Here is a 15,093-nt window from a genome sequence, read left to right as displayed (position 1 = left end):
TGCATGTTGACTAACCATGATTTCCCCTACAAAACACCCCCATTACTAACTAGTATTTTCATAATCTATTGCCTGATAGAAATATTCTTTTTACGTATTTTAATACTTTCCAGAAACTATTTGATTATTAGATTTAACAGAAAAAACGAGTAAAACTGAATGAAACAGTTTTACTCGTTTTTCTATTATGCTAGTGATTATTATGAAAAACTGTACGTTACCTATTATCTTATTTTTATCATTCAATCATTGAATAGCCTCTGCCATGTATCGTTTGAATATATCTGTCTTTCTTCTCACACTTTAACTTTTTTCTTACATATCCAATATATAAGTCTACTACATTTGGATTTACTACTACGTTATATCCCCAAACCTGATTCAAAAGCATTTCACGGCTCAATATTGTATTTTTATTCTTGATTAAAAATACAAGTAAATCGTACTCGCGCTTAGTAAGCGAGAGATTTTCACCACTTTTTTTCACAATATTGCTAGATGCATCAACAAAGAGATCTTTAAACTGAAAAAAGCTTATCTCATTTTGCTGGATATAGTCACTTCTCCTTAAAATGGCTTGAACCCTTGCTACTAATTCTTCTTTCACAAATGGTTTTCTTATATAATCATCTGCTCCTGCTTGTAACCCTGCTATACAATCCTTGCTAGAAATATTGTCTGTCACAATAATGATCGGTGTCGTTTTAACAAGTCGTATTTGTCTGCAAATTTCTGGTCCGGATATACTTAATGAATCCCAATCCAATATGATAATATCCCAATCTTGTTCATATATTATATTTAAACCTTCGTTTTCATTGTGAAGTTTTAAAATGAAATGGCCTTCTTTCTTTAGACCGCTTACGATTTTCTTTGCTAAAGACCGTTCATTTTTAATTACTAACACCTGCCTCACCGATGGTTCACCTCTACTTCAATATAACTTAGTTAGATAAAAAATTATCTCAAAAAAATAATGTAAGATTTATAAATATTAAACTCCTAAAAAAAGCCATTATAACAGCTTATTAGGGGAACTCTATATAATCTTACAATAGATATGGAGACGAATACAAAAGATATGAAGATTTAAATAAATATTATTTAATCATTAAGGTGCAGCTATAGTATCTACCTGATTATCATCAATAACTATTTCTTCATTTTTTGTTTCAGGGATACCGCCCCATCCCCATAACGAGATTTTTATCTTCTACAGTTATTTATGAGAGTACAGCCGAGATACGTATAATTTTAAGTATTAGTCTTGCTTTTATTTTATCTATTTACAATAAAGTTTCTCTCTTGATCTATATGGGTTAACACGAATCACACAATTAAAAACACTTTGTTTTAAACGTCTTTATTGTAAATTAAACAACTTTATTATTTGTATACACCATTACCAGAAAAACTCCCTAAAAAATAGAAAAACAAATAACCAGTTCCTTAACATACAAGAAATCGATTATTTTGTATCTAAACGTACCATTTTCTTTTTTGATATGATGAGCCCTAATGATATTGCCCAATCCGGTGTAAACTCCTCAATAACAATGGATCTTTTCATATTTCTAATGCACCTTATGTATTTTACGCTTAAACATAATATTAAAATTAGATGAGCGAAGCCACGTCAAGTGAATAGAATTCACTCTTTAAGAATACATAAAATATATACACACAAGTTTAGCCTACTCATTAGTGAACATAGGATTCTATAAATTTTGGAGGGAGAGATATGCCAAAAAAGGTTCTCCTGTTTACAGATTTGGGAATTGATGATGCGTTTGCTATACTGTACACCTTTTTTCGTAAAGACATTCAACTTGTAGGAATTGTAGCCGATTATGGAAATGTATCAAGAGAAAATGTAATAAGAAATATTAACTATTTGAAGTACATTGCGGGAAGGGAAGAGATACCTGTATTCCTTGGTGCTTCTGTGCCGTTGACAGGTATATTGATTCAGTATTTCCCTGAGGTACACGGAAAAGTCGGATTAGGTCCTATTATTCCCCCTGAAATTCCATATCCAATTTACCCCTTAAATGATATTTATCAAATTATAGAATCAAATTTAGAAGATCTTACAATTATCAATTTAGGAAGACTTTCTTCGCTAGCCACGACTTTTGTATTGAATTTAGAAACAATGCGAAACGTAAGAGAATGCATTTGCATGGGGGGAGCTTTTTTCTATCCAGGTAACGTAACTGCTGTGGCTGAAGCTAACTTTTACGCAGACCCTTATGCAGCAAATTTAATTCTGCAGCATGCGAAGAACTTGACAATTATTCCTTTAAATGTGACACAACATGCGATTGTTACACCTGAAATGGTCCAACAAATTGATACATTTCATCGGAATACACAAGATCTTGCAGGACTCATCATCAAGCCCATGCTAGACTATTATTATAATTTCTACTCCAAGTCTAATCCTGGTATAAGTGGAAGTCCTATGCATGATTTTGTAACAGTGTGGTATTTGCTAAATCAAGAGGCTGTTAGCCTTTCAAGAGTACCCATTAAAATAATTCCTGATCAAGGAGAAGGATTCGGTCAAAGCATTGCAGATTTTCGCTTTGTTGCTAATCCAGGCTATAAAATGCATAATGTAGCTTTTCAGTTTGATTATGAAAGATTCAAAAAGGATATTATGGAGACGTTCTTAAAGAAGAGAGTATAACATGCTTTATTAATTTCAGATAATAAGAATCACGCGAATAAAAATTCACTTTACTTAATGTACAGAAATTCGAATTTTTTAGGTTAAAATTCGCCTAGTAGGGATCCCCCACATGCCCATCGAACCAAAGAGATTATTTATTAGTTTTGGGGTATTTGCTTTTCCTATCTTGATTGTAATGTGGTCCTTAAAATGTAACAAGAAGCGTAAAATGGCTATTCTACGCTTCTTGTTACATTTTATTTTCGGAACCATAAGTTTGCCACAAACAAAAAGAACCATAACCTTGCCAATCCGGCAAAATTATGGTTCATATCATACAAAATAAAAAAACCACCAAATATGTATTGGTGGAGACGGTGGGAGTCGAACCCACGTCCAAAAATATCGGCACTTAAGCTTCTACGAGTGTAGTCGATATATTAGCATTTCGCGAACTCTTCAGCCTATCGACAGGCTTCCAAGTTGCTAGTCTGGTTGTTCTCTTCCTTTGTCCTCAGACGGCGAACTCCGGCGTAGTCCACTTAGTTTGAGTCCCTTACCCTACCACATGGACGATGGAGGGAGGAACCTTTAGTGCAATTAAGCAGCTAAAGAAAGATTGTTTTGTTTGCCAATTATAGGCTTTGACGTTTTAACGAGGCCGATCCCCTCGACTCGCAACCTAAGCTCGAACTATCCCTGTCGAATCCGTAACGTCCCCATGATAAAAATGGAGCATACGAAGAAAAATCGTGATAGCTACTAAGAGCTGTTTTTCAATGTGCAACAATCTTACATAAGTTATTATATCATACGCGCGCCGTTTTACAAATGTAAATATCTGTATTACATCTTTTGACGATCACGGAACGCGCGTGCAATTTCACGTTTTGCTTCTTTTTCTTTTAAATCGTTACGCTTATCATATTGCTTTTTACCTTTTGCTAAACCAAGTGCCATTTTCGCAAATCCATTTTTCAAATAGATTCTCACTGGAACTAATGCATAGCCTGTTTCTTTTGAAGCGCCCGTTAACTTCTCAATTTCTTTTTTATGAAGAAGTAACTTTCTCGTGCGAAGCGGATCATGGTTGAAACGATTCCCTTGCTCGTACGTACTAATATGCATATTATGAACCCATACTTCACCATTATGTACACGTGCAAACGCATCTTTCAAGTTCACGCGTCCAGCGCGAATCGACTTAATTTCCGTTCCTTGAAGGACAAGCCCTGCCTCGTATGTTTCTTCGATGAAATAATCATGAAATGCTTTTTTATTTTGTGCAATAACCTTACCTGTACCCTTTGGCATAAAACGTCCCTCCTCTATTTTTACTATTGTAACAAATGTTAATAAAAAGCGAAAGTGGCTCGCTTAGAATCTTTGGACATTGGAACTCCCGACAGAGAAGCGCTTTTTGCTTCGTTCGAGGGAGTGAAATGGCCGATAGATTCTAGCCACTGTAGCTGGATTCCATAAAAAGCGAAAGTGGCTCGTTCAGAATGTGAGGTGGATGGAGCTTCTGACCTTGAGGCGCTCTTTGCCTCTCGGGAAGAAGCGAAGCCGCCGAACATTCTAGCCACTGTAGCTGGATTCCATAAAAAGCGAAAGTGGCTCGTTCAGAATGTGAGGTGGATGGAGCTTCTGACCTTGAGGCGCTCTTTGCCTCTCGGGAAGAAGCGAAGCCGCCGAACATTCTAGCCACTGTAGCTGGATTCCTATAAAAAGCGAAAGTGGCTCGCTCTCAAGCCACCAATAAAAAAGAAAAAGCCCCGCTTTTCATCAAAGCGAAGCCCTCCTTTTCTTACTTACGCTTTTTCTTTTTCTTCTTGAATCCTGGTACATTTTCGAAGAATGCTTTTTTCTTCTTGCCGTTACCATCTTTTTTCCCTGGCTGACTAGCCGACGTGGAAGCGGAAGTAGAAGCTGATCCTGATCCTCTTCCTTTTCCTTTGCCACCACGGTCAAATTTTCTCCCTGTGCCACGTTCACCGCCACGCTCATTACTGCGCTCGCTACGTCCACCGCGTTTCTTTCTGCCTGTTCTTGGCTGTTCGATAACGACTGGGCGATCTTTGAACTTACGGCGAGGCGTACCTTTCATGCCAACGATTTCAAAGTCAATTGCGCGCTCATCTTTGTTTACGTTAATAACGCGAATTGTAATTTCGTCACCGATGCGGAATACGTTACCTGTACGTTCTCCGATCATTGCGAAATGTTTCTCGTCATAACGGTAGTAATCATCCGTTAAGTAGCTAACGTGTACAAGACCTTCAATTGTATTTGGAAGCTCTACGAATAAACCAAAGTTTGTTACAGAGCTAATCATACCGTCATACTCTTCACCGATCTTATCAACCATGTACTCTGCTTTTTTCATTTCGTCTGTTTCACGTTCTGCTTCAACAGCACGACGCTCCATATTAGAAGAGTGCTCTGCAATCTCAGGTAAGTTTTCACGCCATTTTGCTTGCGTTTCATTGTCGACTTTACCGTTAATGATGTATTCACGAATTAATCTATGAACAATCGTATCTGGGTAACGACGAATTGGTGATGTGAAATGCGTGTAGAACTCAGTTGATAAACCGAAATGTCCTAAGCTATCTGCATCGTAGCGCGCTTGCTTCATAGAACGAAGCATTACTGTTGAAATAACTACTTCTTCAGGCTGTCCTTGAACCATTTCAAGAATTTGTTGCAGTGCACGAGGATGTATTTCGTTCGCACGTCCTTTTACTGCATATCCGAAGTTCGTTACAAACTCGAAGAAACGCTCCAGCTTATCTTCTTTCGGATCTTCATGGACACGGTACATGAATGGTACGTTCATCCAGTGGAAGTGCTCTGCTACTGTTTCGTTCGCAACAAGCATAAATTCTTCAATTAACTTCTCTGATACAGAACGATCACGCATAACAACATCTGTCGGTTTTCCTTCTTCATCTACTAATACTTTCGCTTCTTTAAAGTCAAAGTCAATTGCACCGCGGTGCATACGTTTTTCACGTAAAATTTGTGCTAATTGACCCATCTCTTTAAACATCGGTACGAGCGGCTCATAGCGTTTGATTAACTCTTCATCCTCATCTTCTAAAATGCTTCTTACGTCAGCATACGTCATACGCTCTGTCGTTTTAATCACACTTTGGAAAATCTCGTGCTTTACAACATCACCTAAGTTGTTGATTTCCATTTCACAAGATAACGTCAGACGGTCTACTTTCGGGTTTAACGAACAAATACCGTTAGATAGACGATGCGGAATCATCGGAATTACACGGTCTACAAGATATACACTCGTCGCTCTCTCCGCTGCTTCTACATCAATTGGAGAACCTTCTTGAACGTAATGACTTACATCCGCGATATGAACGCCAAGCTTGTAGTTACCGTTCTCAAGCTTCGTTACTGTAACAGCATCATCTAAATCTTTCGCGTCTGCACCGTCAATCGTTACGATCATTTGGTCACGCAAATCACGGCGATCTTTTAAATCTTCTTCTGAAATCGTTTCTGGTACACTGTTTGCATGCTCCATCACTTCTTCAGGGAATGCTAAAGGTAAATGATGTTTATGGATGACAGATAAAATATCTACTCCTGGATCATTTTTATGACCTAGAATTTGAATAACTTCACCTTCTGCACTTAAACGATTCTCTGGATAGCTCGTAATTTTCACAACTACCTTATGACCTTCTACAGCACCCATTGATGCACTTTTCAAGATAAAGATATCACTCGTCCAGCGCTTATTGTCAGGTATAACAAACCCAAAGTTTTTCGATTCTGTATATGTACCAACGAGTTCTTTCGTTCCACGCTCTAAAATACGTACAATTGAACCTTCTTGTCGTGAACCACTTGATTGTGAGCTAACACGCGCTAATACTGTATCGCCATGAAGTGCGCCGTTTAACTCTGTAGGTGGGATGAAAAGATCATCGTCTCCCGTTTTCTTCTCGTCTGGTACAACGAATGCAAAACCACGTGCATGTCCAATTAACTTACCACGTACTAAATTCATCTTTTCAGGAAGACCGTAACGGTTGCTACGTGTACGAATAACAAGCCCCTTTTCTTCCATCATTACAAGTGCTTTCACGAAATCTTTAAAGCCTTCAGAACCTTCAATCCCAAATGCCTCTTCTAACTCTTGTATCGTTAACGGTTTATACGCTTCTTCTCTCATAAATAATAACAACTTATCAATATGTTCTTGCGTGATTTCTTCCAAGTAAAAATACCTCCTTTGAACCCTTATATTATTTAGTGTATCCGAAAGATAGGGGATGTATAAAGCGAAACTTTAATACGCCCCTAATGATTTTTTACAGTTTTCATAAAGTGAAATTTTAATCAGTATTTTTTCTATTCCCACTGATTAGTAACCCCACCAATCGGGCGTTAACGGGCAGTTAGTCCCCTCTCCACTTTCTTGGCTTCAGCAAAATTTCGAGTATGGGTCTTACTACCGGTTAAAGCGGGTTAAAAAATTCCCTTATGAAAAAAAGAGGCAACTAGATCTTACCAATCTAGTTGCTCCAAGAAGTTATATACATCCTCATGTAGCTCGTCACGTTGCTTATCAAGTGTAATGACATGCGTAGAGTCTTCATACCATTTAATGTCTTTTAACGTAGATTCTACACCGTTATAAATAATGTTAGCACTATCTGTATTAATCATTTCATCATGACGTGCTTGTACAACAAATGTTGGTGCATAAATCATATCCACATTGTTACGTACGTCAGCAATTAATTGTTGTAATGCTTTTAATGTATTCATCGGTGTCTTTTGGAATTCCAACATTTCTTGTTCGATTTGTTCTGGTGATTTTTGCTCACGGTTTTTATATTCGCGGGCATATGCCAATATACCTTGGTACATCGTTTCTTCGCTCTTAATATACATCGGTGCACACATTGGTACCACACCTAATACTGGTACTGTATAACCTAATTTTAAAGAAAATACTCCGCCAAGTGACAATCCAACAACAGCAATTTTCTCAAAGCCTTTATCTTTTAAAAGCTGATATGCCTCCGTTACGTCTTGCCACCAATCTTCAGGACCTGTATGAACAAGCTCTTCTGGTGGTACACCGTGCCCTTTATAAATTGGTGCATGACAAGTGTAGCCTTTCTTTTCTAAGAAACGCCCTAACATACGTACATCAGCTGAGTTTCCTGTGAAACCATGTAGTAATAAAACAGCGCGGTCTCCACCCTCAAATGTAAATGGTTTCGGAGATGCTAATTTCATCATGTACTTCTCCTCTTTCTCTTCTGTAATCTAGTCGTATTCTTTCTATATCTTAGTGTACCATATTTATATTTCTATAATCTAATTAGAAACATCTTTCAAATGGCAAAATAAAAAAAGAAGAACCATTAGTACAACTTACTAACGCTCCTTCTTTCAATTCTATAAATTTAAGTACGTAACAGCAATTGTTAATACGAAGAATAGAACAGCTAAAACAATCGTAATACGGTTTAATACCGCTTCAATTCCACGTGCTTTTTGCTTACCAAATAATTGCTCTGCACCGCCTGAAATTGCACCTGAAAGGCCTGAGCTATTACTAGACTGCATAAGTACCATAACAATCATTAAAATCGATACAATAATAAGTAAAACGGATAATAACGTATGCACTTGGCGTACCTCCTACAAAGATTCAGTTATTGTAACTGTAGCATAAATCCTATAGAAAAGCGAGAGCAATAAGGTTGCTCTCGCTTTTCTTCTATTACATAAACATCATTGCAAATAATGGTCCGAGCAAACATGTCAAAATTGCAGTTAATGTCATTGTTACCGATCCAATAACACCTTCATGTTCATTATTTTTCATTGCTCTCATGACACCCATAATATGAGAAGCACATCCAAATCCGATACCTTTACCAACTGAGTTTGTAACGCGGCTCCATTTTAATAAAAGCGGGCCAGTAATTGTTCCAGTAATACCCGCAATAACAACGAAAGCTGCTGTTAATGACGGTACACCACCAACTTGTTCAGAAACACTCATCGCAACTGGCATTGTCACCGATTTTGGTAAAGATGATAAAATTAAGCTTTTATCTGTTCCCATAAGTGAAGCAATAACAAAATCACTTGCGATCGCAACTGTTGTACCTACTAATACCCCACCGGCAATTGGTATAACATACTTTTGCAGAACGTGACGTTGTTTATAAAGTGGGATTGCAAACGCTACAACACCTGGTCCAAGTAAATTCGCAATCCAGCCACCACCGCTTTCCATATAATTTTGATATGGTATATCAAGCACTATAAATAAGAAAGCCATTAATCCTGTCGCTACAAGCATTGGAATAGTAAATGGTGTTGGAAATAATGTATAGATTTTTTTAGATAATTGATATAATAGCACCGTAAAAAGAACCCAACCAATTCCGATTAATATTTGGCTCATCGTGACTCTCTTTCCTTTCTATTCGCAAGATATTGTCCTGTATGTCCTGCGACAATAATAATTAAAAATGTACTCGCTACAATTGTAATGAAAAGAGAAATTCCTTTACTCATAAAAAAAGCACCGTAATTCATTAGGCCAAGCGTTGGCGGAATTAATAAAAACGGCATAATAGCAACGAGTGTTTCTGCTCCTAAATCGAACCATTTCACTGGAAGAACTTTTAGGCTAAGTAAAACAAGTAAGAGGAACATTCCAATCAAACTTCCTGGAATCGGAATATTTAACATTTCTTGTACCCAAGTTCCAACCATATAAAAAACGTAAAGAGCAGCAATTTGGACAAGAATCTTTGTAAATTTCATGTTCATCATCCCTCATGTTTATACGATCTTCTGTTAATATCTTTATCATAGTATAAATTGTAAAAAGCTGCAATTTATCAACTTGACAGCAAAAATAGCCTATGTTACACGCTTACAACCTTGATATGACTGCATTTCCAAAAGAAAATTAAGTCAAAAACCTTGACCTAATATAAAAAGTTTTTATTTTCTGAATTTATCATGTTGTTATTTCAATAAAATAATCTTCTTTATCCTTAAACCTACATATATATAAACAAGATAGGTGGTGAACATATGCCCAAAAAATTTCTTATTTTTTGTGATCCTAGGATTGATGATACGATGGCTCTCCTCTTAGCATTCTTTATCGATGAAATAGAAATCATCTGCATTGTTGCTGATTATGGCAATGTTCCAAAAGAAATGGCCGTACAAAATGCTCATCTTCTTAAGAACGAAGCAAAGGATAGAAATATTAAGATATTTGGTGGATCAGAACGTCCACTTACTGATGCCCCTCCTGCTTTTTTTACAGATGTAAACGGAAAACAAGGGCTCGGGCCAATTATTCCAAAGGGGAATGTGACTAACGGAGAAATGGAGAATTTCGCTCTTTAGAAGAATCTAAACCATTTATTGATTGGCCGATTCATCAAATCGCCATTGATTGTGATTATAACCGTTTCTTTAAACATTTCATGTCACTTATGACGGGTGAACAATTTTAGCAAAAAAAAACAGACCGTGATTTCTCACGGTCTGTCGTTATTTTCTACAATTATCGTTTGATGTTATAGAAAGATTTTACACCATCGTAAACAGCGATTTCGCCTAGTTCGTCTTCGATGCGTAATAATTGGTTGTACTTAGCAATACGGTCAGTACGGCTCATAGAACCAGTTTTGATTTGGCCAGCGTTAGTTGCAACTGCGATGTCAGCGATTGTAGCATCTTCAGTTTCACCAGAACGGTGAGATACAACTGCTGTGTAACCAGCACGTTTAGCCATTTCGATAGCTTCGAAAGTCTCAGTTAAAGTACCGATTTGGTTAACTTTAATTAAGATTGAGTTAGAGATACCTTTTTCGATACCTTCAGCAAGTTTTTGAGTGTTAGTTACGAATAAGTCGTCACCAACTAATTGTACTTTATCACCGATACGATCAGTTAATAATTTGTGACCATCCCAGTCGTTTTCGTCTAAACCATCTTCGATAGAGATGATTGGGAAGTCTTTGCAAAGCTCTTCGTAGAAATCAACCATTTCTGCAGAAGTTAAGCCAGTACGGCCTTCGCCTGCAAGGTCATATTTACCAGTTTCTTTGTTGTAGAACTCAGAAGAAGCAACGTCCATTCCTAAGAATACGTTCTCGCCAGCTTTGTAACCAGCTTTTTCGATAGCTTCGATGATTACTTCTAATGCTTCACGGTTAGAACCAAGGTTTGGAGCGAATCCACCTTCGTCACCTACTGCAGTGTTAAGACCTTTGTCATGTAATACAGCTTTAAGTGCATGGAATACTTCAGCACCCATACGGATTGATTCTTTGAATGTTGGAGCACCAACTGGTAAGATCATGAACTCTTGGAAGTCTACGTTGTTATCAGCGTGAGAACCACCGTTGATGATGTTCATCATTGGAGTTGGTAATTGTTTTGCATTGAATCCACCAAGGTAACGGTATAATGGAAGACCTACGAAGTCAGCTGCTGCGTGAGCTACTGCCATAGATACACCAAGGATAGCGTTAGCGCCTAGTTTACCTTTGTTTGGAGTGCCATCTAATTCGATCATAGCACGGTCGATACCAGCTTGGTCAGTTACGTCGAAACCAACGATTTCTGGAGCGATTGCTTCGTTAACGTTGTTTACTGCGTTCATAACACCTTTACCAAGGTAACGAGATTTGTCACCGTCACGTAATTCTACTGCTTCGTGCTCACCAGTAGATGCACCACTTGGTACGATAGCGCGTCCGAAAGCGCCGCTTTCTGTGTAAACTTCTACTTCTACAGTTGGGTTACCACGAGAGTCAAGGACTTCGCGAGCATAAACATCAATAATTGTTGACATAATAAATTCTCTCCTTTTTATATAAGCAAATTATTTAATAATTGTTTTACCTGTCATTTCTTTCGGTTGTTCCACATTTAAAAGTGTAAGCATTGTTGGAGCGATATCTCCTAAAATACCACCTTCACGAAGCTCTACATCATTTTTTGTAACGATGAAAGGAACCGGGTTAGTTGTATGAGCTGTCATTGGTCCACCATCAGCAGTTAACTCCTGATCAGCATTACCATGGTCAGCAGTAATAAGTGCTACACCATCTTTTGCAAGAATCGCTTCTACAACTTTTCCTAAACATTCGTCAGTTGCTTCTACTGCTTTAATTGTTGGTTCCATCATCCCAGAATGGCCAACCATATCACAGTTCGCAAAGTTAAGAATGATAACATCATGTTTATCATTTTCAATTTCATTTACTAAAGCGTCCGTTACTTCGTAAATGCTCATTTCAGGTTTCAAGTCATACGTTGCAACCTTCGGTGAGTTAATTAAGATACGCTCTTCTCCTGGGAATTCAGCCTCACGACCACCGCTAAAGAAGAATGTAACGTGCGGATACTTTTCAGTTTCCGCGATGCGAAGTTGCTTTAATCCCGCTTGCGCAACAACTTCACCTAAAGTGTTATCAAGATTCATTGGCTTGAATGCCACGTAACCATCTACAGTTTCACTGAAGTGTGTCATACAAACGAATTCAGGAATGTGAGGTACTTTTTCACCACGATCGAACTCACGGAAATCTTCGTTTGTAAATACACGAGCAATTTGAATTGCACGGTCTGGACGGAAGTTATAGAAGATAACTGCATCATCATCATTGATTGTTGCAACTGGCGTGTTATCTTCGTTAACAATTACAGACGGCAATACGAATTCATCATAGATACCGTTCGCATAAGAGTCTTCTACACACTCTTCTGCTGATTTATAAGTAGGGCCTTCACCATTCACCATGGCACTGTAACATTTTTCAACGCGATCCCAACGCTTGTCACGGTCCATAGAGTAATAACGACCAGAGATAGTCGCGAATTGTCCTACTCCTGTTTCTTTAATTACTTCATTCGTTGCATCGATATAACCTTTTGCTGTTTGTGGTCCAACATCGCGGCCATCTAAGAATGCATGGATATAAACTTTCTCCACGCCTTCTTTTGCTGCTAAGCGAAGAAGAGCAAACATGTGGTTCATGTGACTGTGCACACCACCATCAGAAAGCAAACCGAATAAATGAAGAGCAGTACCTTTTTCTTTCACGCTTTTAATTGCATTTTGGAACGTTTCGTTCTGATCGAACTCACCTTCACGAATTGCAACGTTTACGCGTGTTAAGCTTTGATATACGATACGGCCAGCACCGATATTTAAGTGACCAACCTCAGAGTTACCCATTTGACCTTCTGGAAGACCCACTTCCTCACCACAAGCTGTAAGCGTTGTATGAGGGAATTTGTTCCAGTAACCATCAAAATTAGGTTTTTTAGCTTGTGCTACAGCATTCCCGTGAGTTTCTTCACGTAGTCCGAAACCGTCAAGGATGATTAAAGCTGTTGGCTTTCTCATTTTACCGCCCCCAGAAGACCTAAGAACGAAGCAGGCTCTAAGCTAGCACCGCCAACTAAAGCGCCGTCGATGTCAGATTGTGCCATATACTCTTTAATGTTTTCTGGTTTTACGCTACCGCCGTATTGAATACGAACAGCTTCTGCAGCTTCTGGAGAAACAGCTTCTGCAACAACTTTACGGATGTACGCACATACTTCATTTGCATCTGCAGAAGAAGAAGATTTACCTGTACCGATAGCCCAGATTGGCTCATAAGCGATAACAGTTGCTTTAACTTGCTCTTCTGTTAAACCTGCAAGTGCTTTAGTCACTTGACCTGCTACTAGATCAAATGTTTTTCCGCTTTCGCGCTCTTCTAAAGTCTCACCACAACATACGATTGGTGTTAAACCATGTTCAAATGCTGCAAGAGTCTTTTTGTTTACTGATTCGTCTGTTTCAGCAAACATTTCACGACGCTCAGAGTGGCCAAGTACTACATAGCCTACTTTTAAGTCGCTAAGTGCTACTGGGCTAATTTCGCCAGTGAATGCACCATTTTTTTCGAAGTGCATGTTTTGTGCACCTACTTGTAAGTCAGTTCCTTCAGTTGCTGCTACTAAGCGCTCTAAGAATAGAGCTGGAGAGCAAACTACTGCATCAACAGCTGAAGCTGCTGGGATTTGACCTTTAACTTCCTCTACGAAGCTAACTGCTTCTGATAGAGTTTTATTCATTTTCCAGTTACCTGCGATAATTGGTTTACGCATGCTTTGCACCGTCCTTTTTCTTTGGCTGCTACTTATTTGTCGTTAAGACAAACTACACCTGGAAGCTCTTTGCCTTCCATGAATTCTAATGACGCACCGCCGCCAGTAGAAATGTGGCTCATTTTATCAGCCATACCGAATTTTTCAACAGCTGCTGCAGAGTCACCACCGCCGATAACAGAGTATGTATCTTCTGCATCTGCTAATGCTTGTCCTACTGCTTTTGTACCTTCTGCGAATGGAGTCATTTCGAATACACCCATTGGTCCATTCCATACAACAAGCTTAGAGTTTTTAATTACATCTGCATAAATTTCACGTGTTTTAGGACCGATGTCCACGCCTTCCCATGTAGAAGGGATAGAGTCGATACCTACGATTTGAGTTGTTGCAGTTTCAGAGAATTCCTCTGTGATTACAACATCAACTGGCATGTAGAAGTTTACGCCTTTTTCTTTTGCAAGTTGCATAAATTCTTTAGCTAGTTCGATCTTGTCGTCTTCACATAGAGATAGACCAATTTCATGACCTAAAGCTTTAACGAATGTATAAGCAAGTCCGCCACCGATGATTAAGTTATCTACTTTGTCTAATAGATGACGAATTACACCGATTTTATCTTTTACTTTCGCACCACCGATGATAGCTGTGAATGGACGTTCTGGGTTAGAAAGTGCTTTACCTAATACATCTAACTCTTTTTCCATTAATAAACCAGATACTGCTGGTAGGTAGTCTGCGATTCCTGCTGTAGAAGCATGAGCACGGTGAGCTGCACCGAATGCATCGTTTACGAAGATATCAGCAAGAGCTGCAAATTCTTTCGCAAGTTCTGCATCGTTCTTTTCTTCGCCCGCATAGAAACGTACGTTTTCAAGAACTAATACGTCGCCTTCGTTCATTGCTGCAACCATTTCTTGTGCAACTGGTCCGAATGCTTCGTCTGCTTTTTTAACATCTTTACCAAGAAGCTCGCCTAAACGTGCTGCTACTGGAGTAAGACGTAATTCTTCTACCGCTTGACCTTTTGGACGGCCTAAGTGGCTTGCTAAAATAACTTTCGCACCTTGCTCTACTAAATATTGAATTGTAGGAAGAGCTGCACGGATACGAGTTTCATCTGTAATTTTGCCTTCTTTCATAGGTACGTTGAAGTCAACGCGGCAAAATACACGCTTACCTTTTAAATCTACGTCACGAATTGATTTTTTGTTCATTGGATTTCC

Annotated in this window: 12 protein-coding genes, 1 other RNA gene and 1 pseudogene; 2 read left to right on the top strand and 12 right to left on the bottom strand. The window is 38.5% G+C overall.

Going from position 1 to position 15,093, the window contains the following annotated elements:
* Window positions 1-238: 238 nt before the first annotated feature.
* Window positions 239-916, bottom strand: a complete 678-nt coding sequence (locus tag ACUN28_RS03500; protein ID WP_016135995.1) for a response regulator transcription factor — start codon at window positions 914-916, stop codon at window positions 239-241.
* Window positions 917-1,741: 825 nt separating this feature from the next.
* On the opposite strand from ACUN28_RS03500, the gene ACUN28_RS03495 reads away from it, so the two are divergent.
* Window positions 1,742-2,692, top strand: a complete 951-nt coding sequence (locus ACUN28_RS03495; RefSeq protein WP_001125076.1) for a nucleoside hydrolase — start codon at window positions 1,742-1,744, stop codon at window positions 2,690-2,692.
* Between the two features lie 348 nt (window positions 2,693-3,040).
* On the opposite strand, the gene ssrA is transcribed toward ACUN28_RS03495, so the two are convergent.
* The 7 genes from ssrA to ACUN28_RS03460 all read right to left on the bottom strand — a co-directional run bounded on the left by ssrA (window position 3,041) and on the right by ACUN28_RS03460 (window position 9,499).
* Window positions 3,041-3,395, bottom strand: a transfer-messenger RNA (tmRNA) gene (ssrA, locus tag ACUN28_RS03490).
* Between the two features lie 125 nt (window positions 3,396-3,520).
* The gene (gene smpB / locus ACUN28_RS03485; protein WP_001123922.1) at window positions 3,521-3,988 is read right to left on the bottom strand and encodes an SsrA-binding protein; all 468 of its coding nucleotides are present in this window, start codon (window positions 3,986-3,988) and stop codon (window positions 3,521-3,523) included.
* 493 nt (window positions 3,989-4,481) lie between these two features.
* Window positions 4,482-6,920, bottom strand: coding sequence for a ribonuclease R (rnr, locus tag ACUN28_RS03480; protein WP_098405039.1), 2,439 nt, complete (start codon window positions 6,918-6,920; stop codon window positions 4,482-4,484).
* 290 nt (window positions 6,921-7,210) lie between these two features.
* Complete coding sequence (gene estA, locus ACUN28_RS03475; RefSeq protein WP_165615090.1) at window positions 7,211-7,951, bottom strand: carboxylesterase; 741 nt, start codon at window positions 7,949-7,951, stop codon at window positions 7,211-7,213.
* Window positions 7,952-8,113: 162 nt separating this feature from the next.
* A complete protein-coding gene (secG, locus tag ACUN28_RS03470) occupies window positions 8,114-8,347 on the bottom strand; it encodes a preprotein translocase subunit SecG (protein ID WP_000557263.1) in 234 nt (77 codons plus the stop codon).
* Between the two features lie 94 nt (window positions 8,348-8,441).
* Window positions 8,442-9,134 (bottom strand): LrgB family protein, encoded by a 693-nt coding sequence (locus ACUN28_RS03465; RefSeq protein ID WP_016085608.1) that lies wholly within the window; start codon window positions 9,132-9,134, stop codon window positions 8,442-8,444.
* The gene (locus ACUN28_RS03460; RefSeq protein WP_000673220.1) at window positions 9,131-9,499 is read right to left on the bottom strand and encodes a CidA/LrgA family holin-like protein; all 369 of its coding nucleotides are present in this window, start codon (window positions 9,497-9,499) and stop codon (window positions 9,131-9,133) included. The genes ACUN28_RS03465 and ACUN28_RS03460 overlap by 4 nt, the downstream gene beginning before the upstream one ends.
* Window positions 9,500-9,775: 276 nt before the next feature.
* On the opposite strand from ACUN28_RS03460, the pseudogene ACUN28_RS03455 reads away from it, so the two are divergent.
* A pseudogene (locus ACUN28_RS03455) lies at window positions 9,776-10,090 on the top strand (nucleoside hydrolase); the annotation flags it as partial.
* A 169-nt stretch (window positions 10,091-10,259) separates the two neighbouring features.
* On the opposite strand, the gene eno reads toward ACUN28_RS03455, so the two are convergent.
* From eno to ACUN28_RS03435, 4 genes are read right to left on the bottom strand one after another with little or no spacing between them, the layout of a single operon-like run.
* Entirely contained in the window at window positions 10,260-11,555 is a 1,296-nt protein-coding gene (gene eno, locus ACUN28_RS03450) for a phosphopyruvate hydratase (RefSeq protein WP_016085606.1), read from the bottom strand.
* A 30-nt stretch (window positions 11,556-11,585) separates the two neighbouring features.
* Complete coding sequence (gpmI, locus tag ACUN28_RS03445; protein WP_001231145.1) at window positions 11,586-13,115, bottom strand: 2,3-bisphosphoglycerate-independent phosphoglycerate mutase; 1,530 nt, start codon at window positions 13,113-13,115, stop codon at window positions 11,586-11,588.
* Entirely contained in the window at window positions 13,112-13,867 is a 756-nt protein-coding gene (gene tpiA, locus ACUN28_RS03440) for a triose-phosphate isomerase (RefSeq protein WP_016085605.1), read from the bottom strand. Before tpiA ends, gpmI begins: the two co-directional genes overlap by 4 nt.
* A 32-nt stretch (window positions 13,868-13,899) precedes the next feature.
* Window positions 13,900-15,084 carry a phosphoglycerate kinase gene (locus ACUN28_RS03435; RefSeq protein WP_001036333.1) on the bottom strand — a complete coding sequence of 395 codons (1,185 nt, stop codon included), beginning with the start codon at window positions 15,082-15,084 and terminating at the stop codon, window positions 13,900-13,902.
* Window positions 15,085-15,093: the final 9 nt, after the last annotated feature.

The sequence above is a fragment of the Bacillus sp. WC2507 genome (assembly GCF_052656125.1).
The sequence above is the reverse complement of the archived record's forward strand: the minus strand, read 5'-3'. Positions and strand labels throughout refer to the sequence as shown.

Excerpts from the sequence above, each read along its gene's own strand:
- smpB (WP_001123922.1), bottom strand. The coding sequence starts at position 3,988 with ATGCCAAAGGGTACAGGTAAGGTTATTGCACAAAATAAAAAAGCATTT.
- estA (WP_165615090.1), bottom strand. The coding sequence starts at position 7,951 with ATGAAATTAGCATCTCCGAAACCATTTACATTTGAGGGTGGAGACCGC.
- eno (WP_016085606.1), bottom strand. The coding sequence starts at position 11,555 with ATGTCAACAATTATTGATGTTTATGCTCGCGAAGTCCTTGACTCTCGT.
- ACUN28_RS03495 (WP_001125076.1), top strand. The coding sequence starts at position 1,742 with ATGCCAAAAAAGGTTCTCCTGTTTACAGATTTGGGAATTGATGATGCG.
- gpmI (WP_001231145.1), bottom strand. The coding sequence starts at position 13,115 with ATGAGAAAGCCAACAGCTTTAATCATCCTTGACGGTTTCGGACTACGT.
- ACUN28_RS03435 (WP_001036333.1), bottom strand. The coding sequence starts at position 15,084 with ATGAACAAAAAATCAATTCGTGACGTAGATTTAAAAGGTAAGCGTGTA.
- ACUN28_RS03460 (WP_000673220.1), bottom strand. The coding sequence starts at position 9,499 with ATGAAATTTACAAAGATTCTTGTCCAAATTGCTGCTCTTTACGTTTTT.
- tpiA (WP_016085605.1), bottom strand. The coding sequence starts at position 13,867 with ATGCGTAAACCAATTATCGCAGGTAACTGGAAAATGAATAAAACTCTA.
- ACUN28_RS03465 (WP_016085608.1), bottom strand. The coding sequence starts at position 9,134 with ATGAGCCAAATATTAATCGGAATTGGTTGGGTTCTTTTTACGGTGCTA.